We start from the raw sequence: 18,283 nt of genomic DNA on the forward strand, positions 1-18,283 counted from the left end.
TGCAGGTGGGACCGATCAGAACGACCAACAGCGGTATGGGCTTCAAGGGCTTCTACCGTCCGACCGAATGAGGGGTCAGACGATGACGGACTCGGATACCACCGTCGTCAGCGCGGTGTCGGGTACTCGATCGGGATCGGTGACGGTGCGTGCCACCGAGCACGGACTGCCGATCGGAATCGTCATCGACGAGCGCGAACTGCGCTACGGCGGAGGCGCATTGGCGTCGACGATTCTCCAGCACTGCGAACGGGCGAGCGCGGCTGCCCGCGCTCGGCGCCGCACGCTTCTCGCCGAGGACGGCGTTCCCACCGAGGTTCTCGATCGCCTCGGTCTGCCCACCCTGGCCCGAGTCGCTGCCGAGGCGAACGAGAATCTCGCAGAGGACTCCGCACCCACGAGTTGGTTGAAGCAGGTATGACCCACGCCCGCACCACCGACCTCGACACTCTGGTCGGCAGCGCCCAGGACCGGCTCGATGCGCTCCGCGAAACGCACGAGCGCCTGGACCGCATCAGGATTCGACTCACCTCGCCGGACAACCTGGTCACTGTCGTCGCCGACGGATCCGGAGCCCTGGTCGAGCTCGAGCTCGCCGAGAACCTCGGATCGGTTGCCGCCCACGCACTCGCGTCGACGATCACCGCAGCGGCCGCAGAGGCCGCCGCTGCGGCGCTCGAGCAGCGCGAGACGATCCTGCAAAGTCTGCGGGGTTCGTTCACAGACTCCTGAGATAGGCTTCGCGCCATGGCTGGAGACATCATCCCGATCGAACTCGGTCTCACCGCAGGTGACTTCTCGACGCTGTGGGCACCGGAGTGGCGAGAAGGCGACGACGAGTGGGAGGCATTTCTCGGACACGAGGAAGACCTGTACGGCTTCTCGAGCGTCGCAGAGCTCGCGGCATTCGTCAGATCCGACGACGACAACGATCTGGTCGACCATCCGTCGTGGAAGGTGGTCTCCGCACTCGCCGCACACGAACTCGAGCCCGACGATCTGCACCGCTTCGATCTGGTGGCGGTACCGGAGCTGGTGGCCTCCGACCCCGAGGCCGACGTTCTCGCCGAACTGCAGGCCACCTTCGATATCGTCTCCTCCATCGGCGATGTCTGCGAATTGCGCCCCGTCACAAGCTTTTTCGGCTCCAACCCATTCGTCGGGGCCGTCGGCGGAGGCGTCGAGAACTTCCTCGGTCGCGAGGGCGGAGAACTCTGGGACCGCATCGGAGCGGCTGTCGCCAAGCACTGGGACGACGTGCTCGACGCAGTCGACTCCATCGTCACCTCCCCCGCTGTCGACTCCGCTGCTGTTGCCGTAGCGGAAGCCGAGATCACCGCCGCGGCGGAGAACGCCGTCGACGCCGACGACGTCACGGACGACATCGACTCCGATTCGGACGACGACGACGACGAAGACGACTCTGCCGAGGTGGACCGTGATCCGATCGCCGCGGCGGCCGCCGAGGAGACCTTCTGGACCACCGTGGGCATCGACCCGATTCGCATCATCACCTCGGACGACACCCTGTACACCCTGCGGTGCTACCTCGGTGACAAGCCGGTGTTCCTCGGTCGCGGCGGAGCCATCAGCGTCTTCGGTTCCGAGCGGTCGCTGGCCCGGTATCTCGCCGACGACCACGATCACGACCTGGCGCAGGTCAGTACCTACTCCGACGTTCAGACCGCGGCCATCGACGGATCCCTCGACATCACCGTCACCGACGACAACGTGTACGTGCTGCCAGGTCTGGCCGACGACCTCGCCGAAGGCCCCACTGCAGTCGACGTCGACCAACTCGACCTCGCTGTCGAGTTGTTCACCGACGCAGCCGATTTCGCCGGCGACGACTCCGTGGACGAGGCTCTCGCCACGTCCACGCCGCTGGGCTGGTACGTCTCGTACACCCTCGAACCCAGCCCCGATCGGCTCGCCCCGAGCGCACCGTTCGACGTCGAGGCCGAGGCGTGGCGCGTACTCGAGCGTGAGTTCGAGAGCCGGCTGCGCAAGAAGTAGCAGCCGGCTCGGTCCGCGGCATCAGCCGATGAGCACTGCGTAACCGGGCTTGATGACGTCGTCGATGAGGGCCAGCCGCTCGTCGAACGGCAGGAACGCCGACTTCATCGCGTTGATGGTGAATCTCTCGAGATCGCTCCAGCCGTAGCCGAAGGTCTCGACCAGCTTGGCCATCTCGCGACTCATCGAGGTATCGCTCATCAACCGGTTGTCGGTGTTGACGGTGACCCGGAATCGCGCTCGGGCCAGCAGATCGAACGGGTGCGTCGCCAACGATTCGACGGCACCGGTCTGGACGTTGGAGCTGGGGCACAGCTCCAGGGGCATTCTGGTGTCGCGGACGTAGGCGGCCAGCAGACCGAGTTGCGGTGTGCCGTCGTCACCGGTGGTGATGTCGTCGGTGATTCGTACTCCGTGACCGAGCCTGTCGGTGCCGCAGAACGCCACTGCTTCCTGGATCGACGGCAGACCGAACGCCTCCCCCGCGTGAATGGTGAAGTGCGCGTTGCTCGCTCGCATGTACTCGAAGGCGTCGAGGTGGCGGCTGGGAGGAAAGCCCGCTTCGGCACCGGCGATGTCGAAGCCGACGACGCCGCGGTCGCGGAAGCGAACCGTCAGTTCGGCGATCTCCCGCGAACGCGCCGCATGCCGCATGGCAGTGAGCAAGGTGCCGATCGTGATGTTCTTGCCGCGCACCTTGGCGGCGGAAATACCCGCCTCGAAACCGGCGAGAGTGTGGGTGACGACCTCGTCGAGAGTCAGGCCACGCTCGAGGTGCTGTTCCGGAGCGAAGCGCACCTCGGCGTACACGACCCCGTCGTCGGCAAGATCCTCGGCACATTCGCGCGCCACTCGGAACAGCCCTTCGGGGGTCTGCATCACGGCGACGGTGTGCGCGAACGTCTCGAGATACCGCACGAGGGAGCCGCTGTCCGCGGCGTCGCGGAACCACTCGCCCAATGCTGCACCGTCGGTGGCGGGAAGATCGTCGTAACCACATTCCTCGGCCAGCTCCAACACGGTCTGCGGGCGGAGTCCGCCGTCGAGGTGATCGTGCAGCAACGCCTTGGGAGCGGTCCTGATCGACGCGAGATCGAGTGGCGCACTGCCACCGATCGAGGACTGAGTGTTCTCCGCGGTGCTCATGTGACGACGGTAGCGTGCGGCCCTCGCGCACGCGCGTCCGCCGAAGCCCATCGGCGAGTCCACGGATTTCGGCGAACCTCGCCGCTTGCGCGACCTATTCCGTTGCAGTGTTACTCCGATGAAAACAATTCCGTCGATACACAGCGAATCGGCGACGGAAATCGTAGTGTTCATCCCACACACGCGGCCGATTCTGTCGGGTCCCCCCTCCGACGTGCTCGGTCGACTCGAACTTCGGAGAGACCTATGTCCACTGTGGAACCGCCGAACACCCTTCCGGGTAAAGGACTCAACACCGGCGCTCTCGGGTTGGTCGGCAACATCGTCATCGGGCTGTCGGCGGTGGCTCCGGCATACAGTCTGGCCGCCACCCTCGGCTACGTCGTTCTGGCCGTCGGCGACAAAGCGCCGTCCATGTTCCTCATCGCATTCGTCCCGATGTTGCTCACGGCCTTCGCCTACCGAGAGCTGGGACGCGACACCCCGGACTGCGGAACGTCGTTCACCTGGGGTACCAAGGCGTTCGGCCCGTGGGTGGGCTGGATGGCGGGATGGGGGCTGGCGGTCTCGGCGATCATCGTGCTCGCCAACGTTGCCGAGATCGCCGCCATCTACCTGTTCGAGTTCCTCGGCCTGTCGGACCTGGCGGAGTCGACCGCGGCCAAGGTCGCCCTCGGTTCGTTCTTCATCGTCTCGATGACCTACGTCAGTTTTCGCGGCATCCTCATCAGCGAACGGATGCAGAACGTGCTGCTCGTCGTGCAGTTCGGTGTGCTCATCGGAGTGTCGGTGACGGCATTGGTCAAGGTGGGCACGGGCACCGCGGGACCACAGGCCATCACCCCTGAGTGGAGTTGGTTGGTCCCCACCGGGGTGACGATGTCCGACGCGGCCCAGGCCATCATTCTGTGCATCTTCATCTACTGGGGATGGGATGCGTGCCTGGCCGTCGGCGAGGAAACCAAGGATTCGGAGAAGACCCCGGGCCGGGCCGCAGTGATCACCACACTGATTCTCGTCGCGACGTACGTGCTGGTCGGATACGCCGTGCAGTCGTTCGCCGGGTTCGGCGACACCGGAATCGGCCTGAACAATCCGGACAACGTCGACGATGTGCTCACCATTCTCGGCGATCCGGTCGCCGGCTCGATCGTGGCGTCGCTGCTGCTGTTGACGGTCTCCATCTCGGCACTGTCCTCGACGCAGACGACCATCCTGCCCACGGCCCGCGGAACACTGTCGATGGCCGTGTACGAGGCGATTCCCAAGCGGTTCGCCAGCGTGCACCCCAAGTACATGACGCCCGGCTTCGGCACGCTCGTGATGGGGGCCGCGGCCCTGATGTTCTACCTGGTGCTGACCTTCGTCAGCGCCAACGCGCTGCAGGATTCGGTGGCTTCGCTGGGACTGGCCGTCGCGTTCTACTACGGCATCACCGCGTACGCGTGCACCTGGTATTTCCGTCGGACCCTGTTCTCGTCCGTCCGAAACCTGTTCATGCGCGGCATCTTTCCACTTCTCGGCGGATTGTCGATGACATGGGCGTTCGTCCAGAGCGCGGTCGACATGATCAAGCCCGACTACGGTTACACCGTCTACGGTCCGATCGGCGGAGTGTTCGTTCTCGGCGTCGGCATGCTGGTACTCGGAATTCCGCTCATGCTCTTGTGCTTCGTGGGCAACAGGGACTTCTTCCAGGGCAAGACACTCACCGCGTCCACCGAAGTCAAGGTTCCGGACACTTACTAGCAGAGAAGGACACCGAGCTCATGAAGATCACCGTCGGCTACCTCGCCACCCCCAGCGGAGACGACGGCGTAGCCCTGGCCACCGCCCTCGCCCGTGCCCTCGATGCCTCCATCGACATCGTGCTGGTCATGGCCGTGGACGAACCCGTCATGGAGGGCAGCGGACCGTACCGAAAGGTTCTCGAGGCCAAGGCGCGAGGCTGGGTGGACGACGCGGCCGCCCAGGTGCCGTCGGGCATCGAGGTGACCACGCACGTGCTCACCCACGAGTCGTTCGCCCGTGCCCTGATCGACTTCGCGGTGAACACCGATGCCGACATGATCGTCGTCGGCGGTGCCGGTGACGGTCTGTTGAACCGGCACTCGATCGGGTCGGTCGCCAGTCAACTGCTGCATGCGTCGGAGGTACCGCTGGCCCTTGCCCCTCGGGGTTACCGGCTCTCCAGCGCTCCGATCACCGACCTGACCGTCGCCGTCCCCACTCGGGCCTCTGCCCCGAATCCGCTGCCCTTCGCCATCACCCTTGCCAGCGCGGCGCACGTGCCGGTGCGCTTGGTGTCGCTGGTCTCGCTCGAACCGACCGGGGCTCCGAGCGACGAGACGTCACTGGACACCCGACGACGACAGGTTGCCGCCGCGGAGGACAATCTCGATCGGGCGGTTCGCGCTCTCCCCGATATCGACGGCCTGCAGTCCGTCGTCGCCGACGGGTCGACGCTGGACGAGGCGATGGGCAACCTCGACTGGAAGCCGGGCGATGTGCTGTTCCTCGGCTCGAGTCGACTGGCGACTCCCAAGCGGGTGTTCCTCGGTTCGAGCGCAGCGAAGATTCTGCGGGCCGCCCCGGTGCCGGTGGTCGTCGTCCCGCACGAGTAGAGCGGCTGCGCCGCATGTGAGCGGTAATTCGTAGCAGAGGTCGAGTTTCCGTGCACATGCGGCGAAGCCGCTCTGTCAGCTGTCGAAGCCCAGACCCAGCGCGTCCATTCCCTTGAGCCACAGGCCGCGCTTGCCGCCGTTGCGGTCGGCTCGGGCGAACTCGGCGCGGGTGACGTTGATTCCGATGGATCTGATGGGCTCGGGTGGGAACGGCAGAGGCTTGCTGCGCACCATCTTCAGTCGTGTTCGTTCGGTGTCCTTGCCGTCCAGCAGATCGAGGGCGGTGCGGGCCCCGAAGTGCGACGCGCCGACGCCGAGGCCGGTGAATCCGGCCACCGAGGCCACCCGTCCGTTCAGTCCGAGGTCCCAGAAGGCGCTGAACCGCGAGCACGTGTCGATCGACCCGCCCCAGGCATGGGTGGCACGGATTCCTTCGAGGCCGGGGAACATCTGCAGCAGGTGTTCGGCGAGCAATGCGAACTCTTCGGGATGTTGGGTTCGGCGTGGGTCGGTGTCGCTACCGTAGAAGTAGTGCGCGTCCCACCCGCCGAACAGGATGCGATCGTCCGCCGTCAACCGGAAGTAATGGAATCTGTTGCCGCAGTCGGCCAAGCCTTCGCGACCGGACCAGCCGATGTCGGCGAGCTGCGCAGACGTCAGCGGTTCGGTCATGATCACGTAATCCCACACCGGGACGATCCAGTGACGGAGCTTGCGACGCAACGACTTCGATGCCGAGGTGGCGAGCAGAACCTTGGCGGCCTCGATGGTGCCGTATCCCGTCTTCACTCGAATACCGTTGCCGGACTTGCCGATCGACAGAGCCCTGGTGTTCTCGTGAATCCGAACGCCGAGCGACTCGGCCGCGTCGGCCAGGCCCCACGCGAGTTTGGCGGGATCTATCATCGCGACGTCGGGGTCGAACAGTGCGCCGCGCGCCATGGGTGAGGCGATTCTGGACCGCACTGCCGCGGCATCGAGGTATTCCATCGGCTGCGACAGTCGTCTCCCCTCGTCGCCGAGCTCCCGCAGGTCGTCCACCTGCCAGTCGAAATTGGCGATGTCGAGCTCGCCGGTGCGTTCGATGTCGGCGTCGATTCCGTACTTCTCGGCAGTCGCGCAGATCGCATCGAGCGTCTCGGTGCCCATGCGCAGCAGCTCGGGTAGTTCGTCGGCGTAGCGGTCGAGTCCGTTGCTCAGTCCGTGCGTCAGGCTGGCCGCGCAGAAGCCGCCGTTGCGTCCCGTTGCGCCCTCGGCGATTCGATCGCCTTCGAGCAGGACGATCGACCGGTTCGGATTCTCCTCCGCCGCCTGCAGAGCCGCCCACAATCCGGTGAACCCGCCGCCGACGATCACCAGATCCGCGGCTGCCGAACCCGTATGCCGTGGCCGTGGTGCCGGGCGTTCGGGACGGTCGAGCCAGTAGGACTCCGGTGCCGCGCCCGCCACCATCGCCACGCCGCGGTCGGTGGGGGCGGTTGCCCATGACGCGCTCATCGGGCATCCCCCTGCGCCTCGGGATGGGCCGAAGCGAACACCGTTCGGTGCCAGGCCTTTCGAGCCACACCGGTGATATCGGTCATGACGTGCTTGACGGTCAGATACTCGTCGAGAGAGTAGCTCGACATGTCCTTCCCGAACCCCGAGGCCCCGAACCCGCCGTGTGGCATCTCGCTGATGATCGGGATGTGGTCGTTGATCCACACACAGCCGACGGCGATCTCCCGCGTCGCTCGGCCCGCGCGGTACACGTCCCTGGTCCAGGCGGAGGCGGCCAGTCCGAACTCGGTGTCGTTGGCGCGTCGGATCGCATCGTCGTCTCCGTGATGCTTCGTCACCGTGAGCACCGGGCCGAACACCTCGTCGCGATAGATCTCGTCCTGCTCGCCGACATCGGCGATCAGGGTCGGCGGGTAGAACGCACCCGGGCCCTCCGGCACACGGCCTCCGGTGACGATCCTGGCTCCGGTGGCGCGAGCCCGATCCACCATGGCGGCAACACGATCGCGGTGCGCGAGGGAGATCAACGATCCCATGTCGGTCGCCGGATCGGTCGGGTCTCCCATCACGACGCGTCCCATCAACTCGGCGACTCCGGCGACGAAGTCGTCGTAAAGGGATTCGGCGACGATGGCGCGGGTGGCTGCCGTGCAGTCCTGGCCGCCGTTGATCAACGATCCCGCGACGGCTCCGTGGATGGCTGCGTCGAGATCTGCGTCCTCGAACACCACCAGCGGTGCCTTGCCGCCGAGCTCGAGCTGCACGCGGGTGCCGTGCGCGGCGGCCTGCGCCATCACGCGCCTGCCGACGGGAGTGGAGCCGGTGAACGTCATCAGGTCCAGACCCGCGTGGGAGGACAGCGCGACGCCTGCGTCGAGACCGGTTCCGGTGACCACGTTGAACACCCCGTCGGGAACGCCTGCTTCGGTGGCCAGGCGCGCCAGCCGCAACGTGGTCAGCGGGGTGAGTTCACTGGGTTTGAGCACGATGGAGCATCCGGCCGCCAACGCAGGCATCGCTTTCCACACCGCCATCTGCAGCGGATAGTTCCACGGCGTGATCGAACCGACCACTCCGACGGCATCACGACGGATGGCGGAGGTGTGCTCACCCGAGTACTCCGCAGCAGCCTTGCCGTCCAGGTGCCGCGCCGCTCCGGCGAAGAACTCGATGTTGTCGACGCTGCCCGGAACGTCGAATTCCCTTGCCAGTCTTGACGATTTGCCGGTCTGCGCCACTTCCTCGGACACGAAGTTCTCCGCGTCGGCGGCCACGAGCCGCGCCAGTTCCGTCAACACGGCACTGCGGTGCGCGGGGGTGGCGGTGGACCATGCGGGAAAGGCCGATCGGGCATGCGCGAGAGCCGAATCGACGTCGGCGGCGGTGGCCAGACCCACCTCGGCGACGACCGCTCCGGTCGCGGGATCGTCGATCTCGTACCGATCACCGCTACCGTCCGCCGAGCGTCCACCGATCCAACAACCAGGAATGTTCGCCATGCCTGCGACAGTACCGTCAGATCCACGGATTCTCTCTGTTTCTGGCCTTTCGACAACGGATTCTGTCGTATCGATCGAGAAATGACACGCTTTTCATCGTCGACGGGTTGTGTTCACGGCCACCACAGTGACAAGATCGATCCATGCCCGAGCAACCACCCATCGCACTCGACGACGTCTCCAAGGCGATCATCGAGCAACTCCAGGAGGACGGGCGTCGCTCGTACGCTGCCATCGGCAAAGCCGTCGGACTCTCGGAAGCGGCTGTCCGCCAACGAGTTCAGCGCCTGACGGACTCCGGTGTCATGCAGATCGTCGCGGTGACCGATCCGGTACAGGTCGGATTCAAGCGCCAGGCCATGATCGGCATCAGGTGCACCGGCGACAGTTACGCACTGTCCGAGGAACTGTCGGCGATCGACGCGATCGACTACGTCGTCCTCACCGCAGGGTCGTTCGACGTCGTCGCGGAAGTGGTGTGCGAGGACGACGAACAACTCCTGCAGATCCTGAACAAACAGATCCGCAGTCTGGACGGTGTCACCAGCACCGAAACGCTGGTCTATCTCAAACTCGTCAAGCAGCAATACAATTGGGGAACACGATGACGCGAACGACATCCGAGCTCGACGCCTCCGCAGCCAAGCATCTGTGGGGCCACTTCACCCGCCACGGCGCAGGGGTCACTCCCCCGATCATCACCCGCGGCGAAGGGTCGACCATCTGGGACTCGAACGGCAAGAGCTACATCGACGGTCTTTCGGGGCTGTTCGTGGTGCAGGTGGGGCACGGCCGGGAGGAACTGGCCGAGGCTGCCGCGAAGCAGGCCAAGGAGTTGGCGTTCTTCCCCCTGTGGTCGTACGTGACCGAACCTGCGATCGAGCTCGCCGAGCGGCTCGCCGGGTACGCCCCCGGCGATCTGAATCGCGTCTTCTTCACCACCGGCGGCGGCGAGGCCGTCGAGAGCGCGTGGAAGCTCGCCAAGCAGTACTTCAAGAAGGTCGGCAAGCCCGGTAAGCACAAGGTGATCTCGCGGTCCATCGCGTACCACGGCACCCCGCAGGGCGCGCTGGCCATCACCGGGATCCCTGCGCTCAAGGAACCGTTCGAGCCGCTGACACCGGGCGCGTTCCGAGTGCCCAACACCAACATCTACCGCGCCCCCGCTCCCCTGGACACCGATCCCAAGGCGTTCGGAATCTGGGCAGCGGACCGGATCGCCGAGGCCATCGAATTCGAGGGCCCGGATACGGTTGCCGCGGTGTTCCTCGAGCCGGTTCAGAACGCCGGCGGCTGCTTCCCTCCCCCGCCCGGATACTTCGAGCGGGTCCGTGAGATCTGCGACCGGTACGACGTTCTGCTCGTCTCCGACGAAGTCATCTGCGCTTTCGGCCGGATCGGGTCGATGTTCGCCTGCAGCGACTTCGGCTACGTGCCGGACATCATCACCTGCGCGAAGGGTATGACCTCGGGATACTCACCCATCGGCGCAATGATCGCCTCCGACAAGCTCTTCGAGCCGTTCGACGACGGCAAATCGAGCTTCGCGCACGGGTACACCTTCGGCGGCCACCCCGTCTCCGCCGCCGTGGCCATGGCCAATCTCGACATCTTCGAGCGCGAGGGCATCAACGCGCACGTCGCGGACAGTGCACCGGCGTTCCGTGCGACGCTCGAGAAACTGCACGACCTGCCGATCGTCGGAGACGTGCGCGGCGAGGGGTTCTTCTACGGCATCGAGTTGGTCAAGGACAAGACCACGAAGGAGACGTTCAGCGACGCCGAAGCCGAACGCATCCTTCGCGGCTTCCTGTCGACGGCCTTGTTCGACGCAGGCCTGTACTGCCGCGCCGACGACCGCGGCGACCCGGTGGTGCAGCTGGCTCCGCCACTGATCTGCGGTCAGAAGGAGTTCGACGAGATGGAGCAGATCCTGCGCAGCGTTCTGACCGAGGCAGGGAACCTGATCTGACGGAGGCTGCTACCGGCCGATGCGGTCGATCACGAGGGGCCTCGGCTGCGGGGCCGTGGCCCCTATCTCCCAGCTGGATTCGAGTGCCTGCTGCGCATACTCGAAGCGCTCGGGAGTGTCGGTGTACAGCGTCGCCAGCCGATCTCCTGCCCGCACCCGATCGCCGGGCTTGGCGTGCAATCGGACACCGGCGGCGGCCTGCACCGGCTCACCCTGTCGCTCGCGGCCCGCGCCCAGCCGCCACGCCGCCAGTCCGACGCCCATCGCGTCCAATCCGGTGACGACACCGTCGGTGGCGGCGGTGAAGTCCTGGCTCTCGCGGGCGACGGGTAGTGCGGCATCGGGATCGCCGCCCTGCGCGGCGATCATCGTTCGCCACCGATCCATGGCCGAACCGTCGGCGAGTTTGTCGGCGGGATCGATGCCCTCGATCCCGGCCGCGGCGAGCATCGTGCGGGCAAGCGTGATCGTCAGCTCGACGATGTCGGCCGGCCCACCTCCGGCGAGTACCTCCACCGATTCCTCAACTTCCAGCGCGTTGCCCGCGGTGAGCCCGAGCGGGGTGTCCATCGCGGTCAGCACCGCCAGAGTTCGTACGCCCGCGTCGGTTCCGAGCTCGACCATCGCGGTCGCGAGTTCGCGTGCGTCGTCGACGTTCTTCATGAACGCGCCTGCACCCACCTTGACGTCCAACACGAGCGCCCCGGTGCCCTCGGCGATCTTCTTGCTCATGATCGAACTGGCGATCAACGGGATCGATTCGACCGTTCCTGTCACGTCTCGTAGGGCGTAGAGCTTCTTGTCGGCGGGGGCCAGATCGGCACCGGCAGCGCACACGACAGCACCGATCGCCGGATCGGCGAGGATGCGATGCATCTCGTCACCGCTCAAATCCGCCCGCCATCCGGGGATCGACTCGAGCTTGTCGAGCGTTCCGCCGGTATGGCCCAGTCCTCGACCGGACAGCTGCGGCACAGCGGCCCCGCAGGCGGCGACGAGCGGAGCCAGCGGCAGCGTGATCTTGTCTCCGACACCACCGGTCGAATGTTTGTCGACGGTGGGCAGCGGCAGCGTCGAGAAGTCCATTCGTGTGCCCGACGCGATCATCGCGTTCGTCCACGTACCGAGCTCGCGACGCGACAGTCCGCGCCACAGAACGGCCATCGCGAGAGCCGACATCTGTTCCGGCGCGACGGATCCGCGGGTGAACTCCGCGATCACCCATTCGATCTGTTCGTCGTCGAGAACCCGCCCGTCGCGTTTGGCGCTGATGATCGATACGGCGTCAGGCATGGTTGTTCACGCGTCCTTCGTCGAGGTTGTCGGGGCCGAAAGCATTCGGGAGCAACTCTGCCAGTCGAGCCGGTCCCGAGACGGTGTCGACGAGCAGATCCGGGCCGCCGAACTCGTACAGCAGCTGTCGGCATCGCCCGCACGGCATCAGAATTTCACGTCGGGAATCGCAGCACGAAAAGGCCACGAGTCTGCCGCCGCCGGTCGTGTGCAGGTTCGAGACCAACCCGCACTCCGCACACAGCCCCAAACCGTATGAGACATTTTCCACATTGCACCCGGTGACTATCCGATTGTCGTCCACCAGAGCTGCGGCTCCGACCGGAAAGTTCGAGTACGGGGCGTAGGCACGGCTCATTGCCTCATGAGCATTGTCGCGCAACGTCTTCCAGTCGATTTCGTTCATGGTGAACCATCCAATCACGGTGTCTGAATTGATGCAGAGATCCGGCCGAAAGTGGCTGCGGCAATTGGGAAGGCAAACCTAACACCGGATTTCGGCAGCGTACGAACCTCGAGTCGAATTAGTTCCGTGTTTCGAATGGGTTTACAGTTTCGAGTAAGCGGCTAGTACAACCAGCACTAGGGCCGAATCGCGACAAATCGAGCCAGGCAAGACCGGCCACCGGGGCTCGATGCGTCCACCAACGACGTTGGAGGCATTGCACTCGATGAGTAGCACGACGGAAGTCGCTCCGGTCAAGGAGCGCAAGCGGTCTCTGTACCGCGGGGATCCGGGCATGTGGTCCTGGGTTCTGCACCGCATCACTGGCGTGTTGACGTTCTTCTTCTTGTTCGTCCACGTCCTCGACACGGCGATGGTTCGGGTCAACCCCGAGACGTACGACGCCATCATCGAGACCTACAAGACCCCGCTCGTCGGCCTGATGGAGATCGGCCTCGTCGCGGCTGTGCTGTACCACGCGTTGAACGGCATCCGCGTGATGTTGATCGACTTCTGGTCCAAGGGACCGCAGTACCAGAAGCCCATGCTGTGGGCGATCGCAGTGGTCTGGCTCGTCGTCATGATCCCCGGCGCGGGACGAATCTTCTACAACATGTTCACGGCGGGTGGTCACTGATGTCGACGCAGGGTCCCGAGGCGAAGGTCCTCGGCACGAACTACGACCGTCCGGCCAGCTTGGCCAACCCGCGTTCGCCGCGGCGCCAGAGCAAGGGCAACTTCGAGCTCTACGCATGGCTGTTCATGCGCTTCTCCGGCCTGGCACTCGTCGTGCTCGTCCTGGGCCACATGTTCATCATGCTCATGCTCGACGACGGTGTGCACCGCATCAACTTCGCATTCGTCGCCGGTCGCTGGGCCAGCCCGTTCTGGCAATTCTGGGACCTGACGATGCTGTGGCTGGCGCAGCTGCACGGCGGCAACGGCCTGCGCACGATCATCGCGGACTACTCCCGCAAGGACTCGACGCGTTTCTGGCTGACCACGCTGCTGGTGCTGTCGATGATCCTCATCATGGGCGTCGGCACCTACGTCATCTTCACGTTCGATCCCAACATCACGGCGAGCTAAGGACACTGACGCTTACATGCAGGAACATCGTTACGACGTACTGATCGTCGGCGCAGGCGGTGCCGGTATGCGTGCTGCGATCGAGGCCGGACCCCGTGCTCGGACAGCCGTACTGACCAAGCTCTACCCCACGCGCTCGCACACCGGCGCAGCTCAGGGCGGCATGTGTGCCGCACTGGCCAATGTCGAGGAAGACAACTGGGAGTGGCACACGTTCGACACCGTCAAGGGCGGCGACTACCTCGCCGACCAGGACGCGGTGGAGATCATGGCCAAGGAAGCCATCGACGCAGTCCTCGACCTCGAGAAGATGGGTCTTCCGTTCAACCGGACGCCCGAGGGCAAGATCGATCAGCGACGCTTCGGCGGTCACACCCGTGACCACGGCAAGGCTCCGGTCCGTCGTGCGTGCTACGCAGCCGACCGCACCGGCCACATGATTCTGCAGACGCTCTACCAGAACTGCGTCAAGCACGACGTCGAGTTCTACAACGAGTTCTACGCACTGGATCTGTGTCTGACCGAGACCGACGACGGTCCCGTCGCAACCGGCATCATCGCCTACGAGCTCTCCACCGGTGAGCTGCACATCTTCCACGCGAAGTCGATCATCTTCGCCACCGGCGGCTCGGGCCGGATCTACAAGACCACCTCCAATGCCCACACCCTCACCGGTGACGGCATGAGCATCGTGTTCCGCAAGGGTCTTCCCTTGGAGGACATGGAATTCCACCAGTTCCACCCGACAGGTCTCGCAGGCCTGGGCATCCTCATCTCCGAGGCCGTACGAGGCGAGGGCGGCATCCTGCGAAACGAGTCGGGCGAACGCTTCATGGAGCGCTACGCACCGACCATCAAGGACCTCGCGCCCCGCGACATCGTCGCGCGCTCGATGGTGCTCGAGGTGCTCGAAGGACGCGGCGGCGGCCCGAACAAGGATTACGTCTACATCGACGTCACGCACATCCCCGAGGAAGTTCTCGACGAGAAGCTCCCGGACATCATGGAGTTCTCCCGCACGTACCTCGGTGTCGACCCCGTCAAGGAGCCGGTGCCCGTCTACCCGACGTGCCACTACGTCATGGGTGGCATCCCCACCAAGATCCGCGGCGAGGTTCTGCGCAACAACGAGGACATCGTTCCCGGTCTATACGCGGCCGGCGAGTGCGCTTGCGTCTCCGTGCACGGAGCCAACCGTCTCGGCACCAACTCGCTGCTCGACATCAACGTCTTCGGGCGTCGTGCCGGCATCGCCGCCGCCGAGTACGCGAACTCGGTCGACTTCACCCCGCTCCCCGAGGAGCCGGCGAAGATGGTGCAGGACTGGCTGGAGCTGATCCTGTCCGATCACGGCCACGAGCGCGCAGCCGACATCCGTACCGAGATGCAGCAGTCGATGGACAACAACGCATCGGTGTTCCGTACGGAAGAGCGTCTCGAGACGGCGCTCAAGGATGTCCGCGCCCTCAAGGAGCGGTACAACAAGATCACCGTCGAGGACAAGGGCAAGCGCTACAACAGCGACCTGCTCGAGGCCATCGAACTCGGCTTCCTGCTCGAAATGGCGGAGGTCACGGTCGTCGGCGCACTCAACCGCAAGGAATCGCGCGGCGGACACGCTCGCGAGGACTACCCCGAGCGCAACGACGCCGAGTACATGAAGCACACCATGGCCTACAAAGAGGGCGAAGGTCTGCTCACCGAGATCCGCTTGGATTACAAGCCGGTAATCCAAACCCGCTACGAGCCGATGGAGCGGAAGTACTGATATGAGCGCACCCACCCTGGACAAGAAGTCCAACGAGTCCGATCTGCCGCCCGTCCCCGAGGGCGCGGTGATGGTCAACCTCAAGATCGCGCGCTTCAATCCCGAGAGCGGTGACGGTCAGCGCTGGGACACCTTCCAGGTCCCCACCCTGGCCACCGACCGTCTGCTCAACCTGCTGCTGTACGTGAAGGGCTACCTGGACGGCACGCTCACGTTCCGTCGCTCGTGCGCACACGGAGTCTGCGGCAGCGACGCGATGCGTATCAACGGTGTCAACCGTCTCGCCTGCAAGGTGCTCATGCGCGACATGCTCCCCAAGGACTCGTCGAAGACGCTGAACATCACCATCGAGCCCATCAAGGGTCTGCCGGTGGAGAAGGACCTCATCGTCGACATGGAACCCTTCTTCGACGCCTTCCGCGCCGTGAAGCCGTTCCTGATGACGACGGGTAACGAGCCGACCCGTGAGCGGATCCAGTCCGCAGCGGACCGCGCCCGGTTCGACGACACCACCAAGTGCATCCTGTGCGCGTGCTGCACCACCTCGTGCCCCGTGTTCTGGAGCGATGGCAGCTACTTCGGTCCGGCCGCCATCGTCAACGCGCACCGGTTCATCTTCGACAGCCGTGACGAGGGTGCAACCGAGCGTCTGGACATCCTCAACGACGTCGAGGGTGTGTGGCGCTGCCGCACCACCTTCAACTGCACCGACGCGTGCCCTCGCGGCATTCAGGTGACCAAGGCCATCCAGGAAGTCAAGCGCGCGTTGCTCTTCGCACGCTGACCGTCTCGCACCGACGCCGAGCGCCCCTTCGCACACGCGAAGGGGCGTTCGGCGTTCGTCGGTCAGACGAACGCGCCGAAGCCCGTTACTCCGCGGCCGACGATCAGGTTGTTGATCTGCGCGGTTCCCTCGTAGGAGTACAGGGCCTCGGCGTCGGCGAAGAACCTGATGACGTCGTGCTCGATGAGAATTCCGTTGCCGCCCAGAATCTCTCGGGCCCAGCCGACGACCTCGCGCAGCCGCGTCGTACAGAACGTCTTGGCCAGCGCCGCATGCTCGTCGTGGTGGACGCCGTTGCCCTGCAACTGAGAGACACGGATCGCCATGCCGAGCGAGGCGGTGATGTTCGCCGTCATGCGGGCGATCAGGTCGGAGATCAGCTGGAACGACGCGATCGGGGATCCGAACTGTTCGCGTTCGCGCGCATAGGCCACGGCCCGCTCGTACGCGCCCATCATCACGCCCACCGCCTGGAACGCCACTCCTCCGCGGGTCAGACGGAGCACCTTCGCGGTATCGGCGAACGAGTTGGCGTCGGCCAGCTTGTTGGCGACCGGGACTCTGCAGTTCTCCAGATGGATGTCCGCGTTCTCGACCGCGCGGAGCGAGTACTTGCCCTCGATCTTCTCGGCCCGGAACCCCTCGAATCCCTGCTCGACGACGAAACCCTTGACCTCACCGTCGGCCTCGTCCTTGGCGAACACGATGGTCAGGTCTGCGAAGGTCGCGTTGCCGATCCAGCGCTTGCTGCCGTTGAGGATCCAGTGATCACCGTCGAGGCGAGCTGTGGTCTCGAGTCCGCCTGCGACGTCGGAGCCACCGTGCGGTTCGGACAGTCCGAACGCGCCGATCTTCTCCATTCGGCGCATGGCGGGCAACCATCGTTCGCGCTGCTCCTCGGACCCGAGAATCGAGATACTGCTCATCGCCAGCGAACTGTGCACGCTGAACATCGTTCCCGTGGACGGATCGACCCGGGCGAACTCCATTTCGAGCCAGCCGGTGAGCAGCTTGCGTGAGGCCTTGCGATCATCGAACGCGTAGCCTAGACCGGCGATCTCGAGTTCGGCGATCTTCGGCATCAGGTGCACCGGAGAGGTGGCCTTCTCCCAGAATTCGTTCGCCCGCGGCGCGACGTCGTCCTGCAGGAACCGGCGGGTACGCAGGACCACCTCGGTCTCGGTGTCGTCGAGCATGCTCTGGTACCCGTAGAAATCGGATTCGAGAAAGTCCGGCGACAGTGGTCCGAGGGGCTCGTGCTCGCTCATGTTCGGCTCCTTCGTCTGGTGCCTCCGTCGGGCACCGCTACCGAACTTCTACCCGCCGCGCCCGATTCTCACGCATGCAACCGCCGCCCCGAGATGTCAGCGACGTAGTTCGTCGGAGAGGGTCGCCAGTTCGTCGCCGCCCGCCATCTCTGTGGTGAGGTCGTCGAGCGAGATGTCCTCGTGCGCACAGTCCAACGTCTGACGTCCACGATCGAGGAGGACGAAGTGATCTCCGACCATGTACGCGTGATGCGGATTGTGAGTGATGAACACGACGCCGAAGCCTTTCTCCCTGGCCGCCGAGATGTACCGGAGAACCATGCCGGACTGTTTGACGCCGAGAGCGGCGGTCGGCTCGTCGAGAATGAGTACTCGGGCACCGAAGAAGATGGCCCGAGCGATGGCCACGCACTGACGTTGGCCACCGGACAGTGAGCCGATGGGGGCATCGACATCGGGCAGATCGATACCCATCTTGCGGAGTTCGTCGATGGTTCTCGCGCGCATCGCGTTGGTGTCGAGGGTCTTGACGACCTTGCCCCTGCGCAGCTCCTGACCGAGAAAGAAGTTGCGCCACACCGGCATCAGGGAGACGACGGCGAGGTCCTGGTAGACCGTGGCGATGCCCTGGTCGACTGCCTGCTTGGGCGAGCCGAACGTGGTTGCGGTGCCGTCGACGAGCAGTTCCCCCTCCGACTGCTTGTGCAGCCCGGACATGATCTTGATCAGAGTGGACTTGCCTGCGCCGTTGTCACCGAGGACGCAGGTGACCTCACCGGCACCGACGCGGAGGTCTATCCCGCGCAGCGCGATGATGTTGCCGTAGCTCTTGCCCACGCCCTTCAGTTCGATGAGGGGCGTGTTGTCCGAGGACGTCAT

General features: G+C 64.9%; 18 protein-coding genes. 11 read left to right on the forward strand and 7 right to left on the reverse strand.

Annotation, left to right across the window (positions count from 1 at the left end):
* Positions 1 to 82 precede the first annotated feature (82 nt).
* From CH249_RS25950 to CH249_RS25955, 3 genes are read left to right on the forward strand one after another with little or no spacing between them, the layout of a single operon-like run.
* Entirely contained in the window at positions 83 to 421 is a 339-nt protein-coding gene (locus tag CH249_RS25950) for a hypothetical protein (protein WP_032397453.1), read from the forward strand.
* A complete protein-coding gene (locus CH249_RS28155) occupies positions 418 to 732 on the forward strand; it encodes a YbaB/EbfC family nucleoid-associated protein (RefSeq protein WP_045195821.1) in 315 nt (104 codons plus the stop codon). The genes CH249_RS25950 and CH249_RS28155 overlap by 4 nt, the downstream gene beginning before the upstream one ends.
* A gap of 15 nt (positions 733 to 747) precedes the next feature.
* Positions 748 to 2,016, forward strand: a complete 1,269-nt coding sequence (locus CH249_RS25955) for a primosomal protein (RefSeq protein ID WP_179273185.1) — start codon at positions 748 to 750, stop codon at positions 2,014 to 2,016.
* Between the two features lie 21 nt (positions 2,017 to 2,037).
* Here the strand turns inward: CH249_RS25955 and CH249_RS25960 are convergent, their stop codons facing one another.
* On the reverse strand, positions 2,038 to 3,162 hold the full coding sequence (locus CH249_RS25960) for an adenosine deaminase (RefSeq protein ID WP_045200020.1): 1,125 nt from the start codon (positions 3,160 to 3,162) through the stop codon (positions 2,038 to 2,040).
* Between the two features lie 246 nt (positions 3,163 to 3,408).
* On the opposite strand from CH249_RS25960, the gene CH249_RS25965 reads away from it, so the two are divergent.
* Complete coding sequence (locus tag CH249_RS25965) at positions 3,409 to 4,911, forward strand: APC family permease (RefSeq protein WP_094628530.1); 1,503 nt, start codon at positions 3,409 to 3,411, stop codon at positions 4,909 to 4,911.
* Positions 4,912 to 4,931: 20 nt separating this feature from the next.
* Positions 4,932 to 5,786 carry a universal stress protein gene (locus CH249_RS25970; RefSeq protein ID WP_094683109.1) on the forward strand — a complete coding sequence of 285 codons (855 nt, stop codon included), beginning with the start codon at positions 4,932 to 4,934 and terminating at the stop codon, positions 5,784 to 5,786.
* 75 nt (positions 5,787 to 5,861) lie between these two features.
* On the opposite strand, the gene CH249_RS25975 is transcribed toward CH249_RS25970, so the two are convergent.
* Entirely contained in the window at positions 5,862 to 7,283 is a 1,422-nt protein-coding gene (locus CH249_RS25975; RefSeq protein ID WP_094630139.1) for an FAD-binding oxidoreductase, read from the reverse strand.
* Complete coding sequence (locus CH249_RS25980) at positions 7,280 to 8,785, reverse strand: gamma-aminobutyraldehyde dehydrogenase (protein ID WP_094683110.1); 1,506 nt, start codon at positions 8,783 to 8,785, stop codon at positions 7,280 to 7,282. The genes CH249_RS25975 and CH249_RS25980 overlap by 4 nt, the downstream gene beginning before the upstream one ends.
* Positions 8,786 to 8,928: 143 nt before the next feature.
* On the opposite strand from CH249_RS25980, the gene CH249_RS25985 reads away from it, so the two are divergent.
* Together CH249_RS25985 and CH249_RS25990 are read left to right on the forward strand one after the other, a co-directional pair.
* Positions 8,929 to 9,393, forward strand: coding sequence for an Lrp/AsnC family transcriptional regulator (locus tag CH249_RS25985; RefSeq protein WP_094683111.1), 465 nt, complete (start codon positions 8,929 to 8,931; stop codon positions 9,391 to 9,393).
* Positions 9,390 to 10,757 carry an aspartate aminotransferase family protein gene (locus CH249_RS25990; RefSeq protein WP_032397460.1) on the forward strand — a complete coding sequence of 456 codons (1,368 nt, stop codon included), beginning with the start codon at positions 9,390 to 9,392 and terminating at the stop codon, positions 10,755 to 10,757. The genes CH249_RS25985 and CH249_RS25990 overlap by 4 nt, the downstream gene beginning before the upstream one ends.
* 9 nt (positions 10,758 to 10,766) lie before the next feature.
* Here CH249_RS25990 and CH249_RS25995 read toward each other — a convergent pair whose 3' ends face one another.
* Both CH249_RS25995 and CH249_RS26000 read right to left on the reverse strand, forming a co-directional pair.
* Positions 10,767 to 12,050: a thymidine phosphorylase gene (locus CH249_RS25995; protein WP_094630136.1), complete on the reverse strand. Its 1,284-nt coding sequence runs from the start codon at positions 12,048 to 12,050 to the stop codon at positions 10,767 to 10,769.
* Positions 12,043 to 12,456 carry a cytidine deaminase gene (locus CH249_RS26000; RefSeq protein WP_032398212.1) on the reverse strand — a complete coding sequence of 138 codons (414 nt, stop codon included), beginning with the start codon at positions 12,454 to 12,456 and terminating at the stop codon, positions 12,043 to 12,045. The genes CH249_RS25995 and CH249_RS26000 overlap by 8 nt, the downstream gene beginning before the upstream one ends.
* Before the next feature lie 265 nt (positions 12,457 to 12,721).
* Here CH249_RS26000 and sdhC point away from each other — a divergent pair, with 265 nt between their 5' ends.
* Genes sdhC through CH249_RS26020 form a run of 4 tightly spaced genes read left to right on the forward strand, consistent with a single transcriptional unit; the run spans position 12,722 to position 16,136 of the window.
* Positions 12,722 to 13,132, forward strand: a complete 411-nt coding sequence (gene sdhC, locus CH249_RS26005; protein ID WP_082073728.1) for a succinate dehydrogenase, cytochrome b556 subunit — start codon at positions 12,722 to 12,724, stop codon at positions 13,130 to 13,132.
* Complete coding sequence (locus tag CH249_RS26010) at positions 13,132 to 13,584, forward strand: succinate dehydrogenase hydrophobic membrane anchor subunit (protein ID WP_032397462.1); 453 nt, start codon at positions 13,132 to 13,134, stop codon at positions 13,582 to 13,584. The genes sdhC and CH249_RS26010 overlap by 1 nt, the downstream gene beginning before the upstream one ends.
* Before the next feature lie 16 nt (positions 13,585 to 13,600).
* On the forward strand, positions 13,601 to 15,352 hold the full coding sequence (gene sdhA / locus CH249_RS26015) for a succinate dehydrogenase flavoprotein subunit (RefSeq protein WP_032397463.1): 1,752 nt from the start codon (positions 13,601 to 13,603) through the stop codon (positions 15,350 to 15,352).
* 1 nt (position 15,353) lies between these two features.
* Positions 15,354 to 16,136, forward strand: coding sequence for a succinate dehydrogenase iron-sulfur subunit (locus CH249_RS26020; protein ID WP_008718029.1), 783 nt, complete (start codon positions 15,354 to 15,356; stop codon positions 16,134 to 16,136).
* A gap of 62 nt (positions 16,137 to 16,198) precedes the next feature.
* Here the strand turns inward: CH249_RS26020 and CH249_RS26025 are convergent, their stop codons facing one another.
* Together CH249_RS26025 and CH249_RS26030 are read right to left on the reverse strand one after the other, a co-directional pair.
* Positions 16,199 to 17,404: an acyl-CoA dehydrogenase family protein gene (locus CH249_RS26025; protein ID WP_094683112.1), complete on the reverse strand. Its 1,206-nt coding sequence runs from the start codon at positions 17,402 to 17,404 to the stop codon at positions 16,199 to 16,201.
* A gap of 96 nt (positions 17,405 to 17,500) precedes the next feature.
* Positions 17,501 to 18,283 (reverse strand): ATP-binding cassette domain-containing protein, encoded by a 783-nt coding sequence (locus CH249_RS26030; RefSeq protein ID WP_094645459.1) that lies wholly within the window; start codon positions 18,281 to 18,283, stop codon positions 17,501 to 17,503.

It is taken from the genome of Rhodococcus sp. 05-2255-3B1 (assembly GCF_002258545.1).
Taxonomy (GTDB): Bacteria; Actinomycetota; Actinomycetes; order Mycobacteriales; family Mycobacteriaceae; genus Rhodococcoides.

What these genes read in the sequence shown, in the direction of transcription:
- CH249_RS26010 (WP_032397462.1), top strand. Translation starts at nt 13,132, where the DNA reads ATGTCGACGCAGGGTCCCGAGGCGAAGGTCCTCGGCACGAACTACGAC.
- CH249_RS26020 (WP_008718029.1), top strand. Translation starts at nt 15,354, where the DNA reads ATGAGCGCACCCACCCTGGACAAGAAGTCCAACGAGTCCGATCTGCCG.
- CH249_RS25955 (WP_179273185.1), top strand. Translation starts at nt 748, where the DNA reads ATGGCTGGAGACATCATCCCGATCGAACTCGGTCTCACCGCAGGTGAC.
- CH249_RS26000 (WP_032398212.1), bottom strand. Translation starts at nt 12,456, where the DNA reads ATGAACGAAATCGACTGGAAGACGTTGCGCGACAATGCTCATGAGGCA.
- CH249_RS25990 (WP_032397460.1), top strand. Translation starts at nt 9,390, where the DNA reads ATGACGCGAACGACATCCGAGCTCGACGCCTCCGCAGCCAAGCATCTG.
- CH249_RS25995 (WP_094630136.1), bottom strand. Translation starts at nt 12,050, where the DNA reads ATGCCTGACGCCGTATCGATCATCAGCGCCAAACGCGACGGGCGGGTT.
- CH249_RS25980 (WP_094683110.1), bottom strand. Translation starts at nt 8,785, where the DNA reads ATGGCGAACATTCCTGGTTGTTGGATCGGTGGACGCTCGGCGGACGGT.
- sdhA (WP_032397463.1), top strand. Translation starts at nt 13,601, where the DNA reads ATGCAGGAACATCGTTACGACGTACTGATCGTCGGCGCAGGCGGTGCC.
- CH249_RS28155 (WP_045195821.1), top strand. Translation starts at nt 418, where the DNA reads ATGACCCACGCCCGCACCACCGACCTCGACACTCTGGTCGGCAGCGCC.
- CH249_RS25960 (WP_045200020.1), bottom strand. Translation starts at nt 3,162, where the DNA reads ATGAGCACCGCGGAGAACACTCAGTCCTCGATCGGTGGCAGTGCGCCA.
- CH249_RS25975 (WP_094630139.1), bottom strand. Translation starts at nt 7,283, where the DNA reads ATGAGCGCGTCATGGGCAACCGCCCCCACCGACCGCGGCGTGGCGATG.
- CH249_RS25950 (WP_032397453.1), top strand. Translation starts at nt 83, where the DNA reads ATGACGGACTCGGATACCACCGTCGTCAGCGCGGTGTCGGGTACTCGA.
- CH249_RS25965 (WP_094628530.1), top strand. Translation starts at nt 3,409, where the DNA reads ATGTCCACTGTGGAACCGCCGAACACCCTTCCGGGTAAAGGACTCAAC.
- CH249_RS25985 (WP_094683111.1), top strand. Translation starts at nt 8,929, where the DNA reads ATGCCCGAGCAACCACCCATCGCACTCGACGACGTCTCCAAGGCGATC.
- sdhC (WP_082073728.1), top strand. Translation starts at nt 12,722, where the DNA reads ATGAGTAGCACGACGGAAGTCGCTCCGGTCAAGGAGCGCAAGCGGTCT.
- CH249_RS26025 (WP_094683112.1), bottom strand. Translation starts at nt 17,404, where the DNA reads ATGAGCGAGCACGAGCCCCTCGGACCACTGTCGCCGGACTTTCTCGAA.
- CH249_RS26030 (WP_094645459.1), bottom strand. Translation starts at nt 18,283, where the DNA reads ATGACGTCCTCGGACAACACGCCCCTCATCGAACTGAAGGGCGTGGGC.
- CH249_RS25970 (WP_094683109.1), top strand. Translation starts at nt 4,932, where the DNA reads ATGAAGATCACCGTCGGCTACCTCGCCACCCCCAGCGGAGACGACGGC.